Source organism: Nostoc sp. NMS4, assembly GCF_017115095.1.
In the GTDB taxonomy this organism is placed as follows: domain Bacteria; phylum Cyanobacteriota; class Cyanobacteriia; order Cyanobacteriales; family Nostocaceae; genus Nostoc.
The window spans coordinates 1-7,514 of sequence record NZ_JABXKI010000004.1 but is presented as its reverse complement, the minus strand read 5'-3'; the positions used below and the strand labels follow the sequence as shown (position 1 = coordinate 7,514).

The window sequence follows — 7,514 nt, the reverse complement described above, 5'->3', positions numbered from 1 at the left end:
CCGAAAGGGGTACACCCTTAGCGCCACTGCCGATTCAGTACGCAGATTTCGCAATTTGGCAAAGACAGTGGTTGCAAGGGGATGTACTACAAAGGCAATTGATTTATTGGCAGCAACAATTAAAAGATGCACCAGCTTTATTGTCGTTACCAACTGACCGACCCAGACCAGCTGTGCAAACTTTTGCTGGGGCATATCAACAGTTTGCACTTTCTGGGGAGCTAACTAGTGGGTTAATACAGTTAAGTCAAGAGCAAGGAGTTACCTTGTTCATGACGTTGTTAGCAGCGTTTGATACATTACTTTACCGCTATACAGGATCTGATGACATTTTAGTTGGTTCACCGATCGCAAATCGCGATCGCAGTGAAATTGAGGGGTTAATTGGCTTTTTTGTCAATACCTTAGTGATGCGTACCAACTTGGCAGGCAACCCCAGTTTTAGCGAATTGCTTAATCGTGTTCGAGAAATGGCAATGGATGCTTATGCTCATCAGAATTTGCCATTTGAAATGCTAGTGGAAGCATTGCAGCCCCAACGGGATCTCAGTCATACACCACTGTTCCAGGTGATGTTTGCACTCCAGAATGCGCCGATATCTGAAGTAGAGCTTACCGGCTTAACTATCAGTTCTTTACCAGCAACAGGCGCAACTTCCAAGTTTGATTTGTCTTTGTTAATGCAGAACACTGATGCTGGACTAGTGGGTGTATGGGAATATAGCACTAATTTGTTTGATGCCAGCACAATCGAGCGGATGACTGAGCATTTTGTGACGTTGCTTGAAGGTATTGTTGCTAACCCACAGCAGAAGATTTCACAGTTACCTCTGCTGACAGAAATTGAGCAACAGCAGTTATTAGTTGTGTGGAATGATACTCAGGCGGATTATCTCCAGCATAAGTGTATTCATCAGTTGTTTGAGGAACAGGTAGAGCGTATCCCTGATGCTGTAGCTGTGGTGTTTGGAAATCAACAACTGACTTATGGTGAGTTGAATAGTCGTGCTAACCAGTTGGCGCATTACCTGAAGTCTTTGGGTGTGGGAGCCGATGTGCTGGTTGGGTTGTATGTGGAGCGATCGCTAGAAACAATCGTGGGAATATTAGGTATTCTCAAGGCGGGCGGTGCTTATGTGCCACTTGACCCAGACTATCCTCAAGAGCGTTTGGCATATATGCTAAATGATTCACAAGTATCAGTCCTGTTGACTCAAGAAAAATTGCTGACTAGCCTACCGGAACATGGGGCGCACGTACTGTGCTTAGATAAAGACTGGGAAGACATATCTACCGAAAGTAAAGACAATCTCCTTAGTGGCTTAACAACTGATAACTTAGCTTATGTCATTTACACTTCGGGTTCCACAGGTCAACCGAAAGGCACATTAGTTAATCACTCAAATGTAGTTCGTCTATTTGAAGCGACAAATTCTTGGTATCACTTCAATCAAGATGATGTGTGGACAATGTTCCACTCTTACGCTTTCGATTTCTCTGTTTGGGAAATTTGGGGTGCTTTACTTTATGGTGGACGATTGGTAGTAGTGCCTTATTTAGTGACGCGATCGCCCGAATCCTTCTTCGAGTTATTAACTCAAGAGAAAGTCACAATTCTCAATCAAACACCTTCAGCTTTCCGTCAGTTGATTCAAGCCGAAAAGTCAATAGCAACTACTGGCAATTTGAACTTACGCTTAGTTATCTTCGGTGGAGAAGCCCTAGAACTGAAGAGTTTACAGCCTTGGTTTGAGCGTCATGGCGACAAGTCACCTCAGTTAGTAAATATGTACGGGATTACAGAAACTACTGTACATGTAACTTATCGTCCATTGAGTAAAACCGATTTAAATGGCACAGCAAGTGTAATTGGTCGTCCGATTCCCGACCTACAGGTGTATGTGCTGGATGAATATAAACAGCCAGTGCCGATTGGTGTCGCGGGCGAGATGTACGTTGGTGGTGCTGGGGTAGCGCGTGGCTATCTCAATCGTCCCGAACTGACAGCACAGAGGTTTATTTCTAATCCCTTTAGTAATAACCCAAAAGCACGACTATATAAATCCGGCGACTTAGCACGTTATTTGCCGAATGGCGAGTTGGAGTATTTAGGGCGCATCGATCAACAAGTGAAAATTCGCGGTTTCCGCATTGAGTTGGGAGAAATTGAGGCACTACTAGCCCAACACCCAGCCATCTGGGAAAGCGCGGTGTTGGTTCGGGAGGACGAACCGAGCAACAAACGTTTAGTAGCTTACGTAGTGCCAAAGACAAAACAATCTCCCACAGCCGCAGAACTACGTCGTTTCCTCAAACAAAAGCTGCCAGAGTACATGATACCAAGTGCTTTTGTGCAGTTAGAAGCTCTACCACTGACAGCAAATGGTAAAGTAGACCGTCGTGCTTTGCCTGTACCTGACACCGCAAGACCAGAATTAGAAGATGTTTTTGTCGCACCTAGCACTCCAGAAGAGAAAATATTAGCCGCCATCTGGACTAAGGTTCTCGGTGTTGAACAAGTAGGTATTAATGATAACTTCTTTGCTTTAGGTGGAGATTCTATCCGTAGCATTCAAGTGCTGTCTCAAGCTAAAGAACAAGGTTTGAGTTTATCTGTGCAACAGTTATTCCAATATCAAACGATTCATGAGCTAGTCCAAGAACTGAAAATACAAGAGAATGACATCACAAAATTAGAATTAACTCAACCATTCAGTCTGATTTCTCAAGCAGACAAACAGCAGTTACCTGATGGTATAGAGGATGCCTATCCCCTTGCTATGCTGCAAATGGGAATGATTTACCACAGTGAATACAGCCAAGATAGTGCAGTCTATCACGATATTTTCAGTTTCCACCTCAAAACCCCTTTTGATGTTCAACTTTTACAGGTCGCTATTCAAGATTTAGTCAATTATCACGCTGTACTGCGGACTTCATTTGAACTTAGTAACTTCAGTATTCCGTTGCAACTGGTTCATCAGCAAGTTGAGGTTCCCTTGCAGGTGGAGAATTGGTGTGATTTGAATCATTCTGAGCAAGAAGAAGCCTTAGCTGCTTGGTTTGCAGCTGAAAAGAAACGGCATTTTGATTGGACTCATCCTCCCTTAGTGCGTTTCTTTGTTCATCGTCGCACACAGGAGACATTCAATCTGGCTTTGAGCTTCCACCACGCCATTCTCGATGGATGGAGTGTTGCCTCGATGATGAGTGAGTTGTTTAAGCGTTACTTGTCGCTTTTAGGCGAAGGAGTCGATTATGTATCGCCACAATTCAGTATTGCGTTCCGGGATTTTGTGGCTTTAGAGCAACAAGCGATCGCTTCATCGTCAACTGCGCGATACTGGAGCGAAAGGTTAAACGACAGCACTTTTACCAAATTACCTCGCTGGTCTTTTGTGCAAACAAATACCAATGTTCGAGAAGTTGGTGTGCAAGAGGTAACTTTACCCCCTGAAATTTTTGCAGGCTTAAAACAACTGGCTCAGGGAGCAGAAGTTACACTCAAGAGTGTGCTGTTGGCTGCTCATCTGCGAGTATTAAATTTCCTCGGTGGTGAAGAGGATGTAGTAACAGGTGTAGCAGCTAACGGACGACCTGAGCAAAGTGATGGTGAACGAGTCCTGGGACTATTCCTCAATACATTGCCATTCCGCCTGCAATTTACTGGAGGCACTTGGACAGACTTGGTGCAACAAGTGTTTGCAGCAGAACGAGAAATGTTGCCACACCGCCGCTATCCTTTGGCAGAAATACAGAGGAGTTTGGGTGGTGAGCCTTTGTTTGAGACGGCGTTTAATTTCACCCATTTCCATGTCTACGAACAAGTACTAGGACTCGATAATTTACAGCTGCTAGGTGGAAAGTTTTTTGAACAAACAAACTTGACTTTTGTTGCTCAATTCAGCGTCAGTCCCAACTCGTCTGAGATAACACTAACTTTGAAGTACGATCCCTGCGATCTATGCTCCGAACAAGTCAACAGGATTAGTGATTATTACCTCAGAGTTCTGGCGGCAATGGCGAAAGAGCCACAAGGACGTTATGATCTGCACTCTCTTGTTTCTTCAAAGGAACGTCATCAACTTCTAGTGGAGTGGAACAAAACAGCAGTAGAGTATCCCCAAGATAAATGTATTCACCAGTTGTTTGAAGCGCAAGTAGAACAAACGCCCAATGCAACGGCGGTGATATTTGGGGAGCAACAGTTGACATATACCGAGTTAAACGCCAGAGCAAATCAACTTGCCCATTATTTACAAACTTTGGGTGTAAAACCAGATGTACTGGTGGGTTTGTGTGTAGAGCGTTCATTAGAAATGGTGGTAGGACTATTGGGAATTCTCAAAGCAGGTGGGGCATATCTACCACTTGACCCAGACTATCCTAGCGATCGCTTGAGCTTTATGCTCGAAGATGCTCAATTGAGAGTGCTGCTGACACAACAGCAACTCAAAGAAAAGTTGCCACGGCATCAAGCCCAGGTTATATGTTTAGATACTGACTGGCAGTTTATTTCTCAGTCAAGTCAGGATAATCCAATTACTGCTCTACAAGCAACTAACTTGGCTTATGTGATTTATACCTCTGGTTCTACCGGAAAGCCTAAAGGAGTGATGCTTTCTCACTGCAACCTTTGCAACCACATGTTCTGGATGCAAGCAACATTCCCGCTAACTCAAGCAGACAAAGTGTTACAGAAAACTCCCTTTAGCTTTGATGCTTCAGTTTGGGAATTCTACGCTCCTTTGTTAGTAGGCGGACAGTTGCTATTAGCTCAACCCGGAGGTCATGCTGACACTGCTTACCTGTTAGAGTTAATTGCCCAAGAGCAGGTAACAACTGTTCAATTTGTACCATCTTTATTACAAATACTTATAGAAGAAGGAGGACTTGAAACTTGTCACTCCCTTAAACAAATCTTCTGCGGAGGTGAAGCCTTACCAGTTGCTCTGCAAGATCAGGTGTTAAGCAATCTCAATGTGAACTTGCACAATCTCTATGGGCCGACAGAAGCTTGTATTGATGCAACATTCTGGACTTGCAAACAAGGAATTGACCGACAAGTTGTTCCTATTGGTCGCGCGATCGCCAATACGCAAATCTACATTTTAGACAAGTATCTGCAACCAGTACCCGTCGGTGTACCTGGAGAATTGCACATTGGTGGTTCTGGGTTGGCACGAGGCTATCTTAACCGTCCAGAGTTGACAAAAGAAAAATTTATTCCCAACCCGTTTGAGGATGCAGGAAGGAGTAAGTTATATAAAACAGGGGACTTAGCACGTTATCTGCCGGATGGCAACATTGAATACATAGGACGTATCGACAATCAAGTTAAGATTCGCGGCTTCCGCATTGAGTTGGGTGAAATTGAAACAGCACTAAGCAAACATAATGATGTGCAAGCATCTTGTGTCATCGCCCATGAAAATACCTCTGGTGATAAACGCTTAGTTGCCTACGTAGTGCCGCATCAGCACTGTACACCCATAATTAGTGAACTGCGGCAATTCCTGAAAGCGAAGCTACCAGATTACATGGTGCCAAATGCTTTTGTGATGTTGGAGGAAATGCCACTCACTCCCAACGGTAAAGTAGACCGCCGTGCTTTGCCCACACCTGATTTACACAGCGAACTCAAAGACAAATATATAGCCCCGCGCACCCCAATTGAAGAAATGCTGGCACAAATTTGGTCACAAGTGCTGAAAGTAGAGCAAGTCGGTATTCATGATAACTTCTTTGAACTTGGGGGACACTCACTATTAGCAACCCAACTAGTTTCACGCATCCGCGATCGCTTCAAAGTCCAGCTCCCTTTACGCGAATTGTTCGACGCCGCGACAATAGCTGAATTGGCGCAATCAATCGGGAAGTTACAGCAACAAAACTTAGACCTAACTGTTCCACGCATTCTACCAAGGAGCAAGAGATGATTACTGAAGAATTATTACCCCTATCTTATGCTCAACAGCGTTTGTGGTTTTTAGACCAGTTAGAGCCGAACAGTGCTTTATACAACATCCCCTTTGCTTTGCGTCTGGTGGGCAATCTCAATCAAGCTGCCTTAGAGCAAAGCTTGCAAGAAATTATTCATCGCCATGAAGCATTACGCACCAATTTCGTCACAGTTGATGGACAACCAACTCAAATTATTCAAACAGAAACGAATTGGGCAGTTTTAGTTCTTGAGTGGCAACATCTCCCACCAGCTAAACAAGAAATCGCTACACAGCAATTAGCGCAAGAACAAGCACTTCTTCCGTTTAACCTGACAAATGAAGCATTAATCAGGGCGACATTAGTAGTGCTTAATAAGACAGAACACATTTTGCTAGTGTGTATGCACCATGTTGTATCTGATGGTTGGTCGATGGGTGTGTTTATCCAAGAATTAGCAGCACTGTACAAGGCTTATTCTCAAGGTCAGCCATCACCTTTAGCACCACTACCGATTCAGTATGCAGATTTCGCTATTTGGCAAAGAGAGTGGTTACAAGGGGATGTACTGCAAACTCAACTAAGTTACTGGAAACAACAACTAAAGGATGCACCAGCTTTATTGTCTCTACCCACAGACCGACCCAGACCGGCTGTGCAGACCTTCGTTGGCGCATATCAAGAGTTTGCACTCTCAGTTGAGTTAACTAATAGGCTGACAAAACTGAGCCAAGAGGGAGGTTGTACCCTCTTTATGACACTTTTGGCAGCTTATGATACCCTACTTTACCGCTACACAGGTGTGGCAGATATTTTGGTGGGGACACCGATCGCCAACCGCGATCGCAGTGAGATAGAAGGGTTAATTGGCTTTTTTGTCAATACTTTAGTGATGCGTACCAACTTAGCCGATGACCCCAGTTTTAACGAATTACTTGGTCGCGTTCGCCAGATAGCTTTAGGAGCGTATACTCATCAGGAATTGCCTTTTGAAATGCTAGTTGAAGCATTGCACCCAGAACGGAATCTCAGCTATACACCACTGTTCCAAGTGATGTTTGCACTCCAGAATGCGCCCATGTCTAAACTAGAGCTTGCTGGTTTAACTATCAGTTTTTTAACAGCACAAAGCAAAACTACTAAGTTTGATTTGAGCTTATCAATGTACAACTCTGGTGCTGGATTAGTGGGTGTATGGGAGTACAGTACAGACTTATTTGATAACAGCACAATTGAGCGGATGACTGGACATTTTGTGACGTTGCTTGAAGGTATTGTTGCTAATCCAAAGGAGCGGATTTCACAATTGCCAATGCTTACACAAGTTGAACAGCATCAGTTATTAGTTGAATGGAACTCGACTCAAGCAGAATATCCTTTTGATAAGTGTATCCATGAGTTGTTTGAGGAGCAAGTTCAGCGTACCCCCAATGCTGTAGCAGTGGTGTTTGAAAATCAACAACTGACTTACCAGCAATTGAATTGTCGCGCTAACCAGTTGGCACATTACTTGCAATCTTTGGGTGTAAAACCAGATACGCTGGTGGGTATTTGTGTAGAGCGTTCATTAG

The 7,514-nt window shown here is 44.0% G+C and carries 2 protein-coding genes; both read left to right on the top strand.

Annotated features, from left to right (window positions below; genetic code table 11):
- On the top strand, positions 1–5,939 hold a 5,939-nt coding region (locus HWQ37_RS00055; RefSeq protein ID WP_292742508.1), incomplete at its 5' end, for a non-ribosomal peptide synthetase.
- Positions 5,936–7,514 (top strand): condensation domain-containing protein (locus HWQ37_RS00050; protein WP_292742507.1); only part of this gene is annotated, 1,579 nt, incomplete at its 3' end. The genes HWQ37_RS00055 and HWQ37_RS00050, both read left to right, overlap by 4 nt.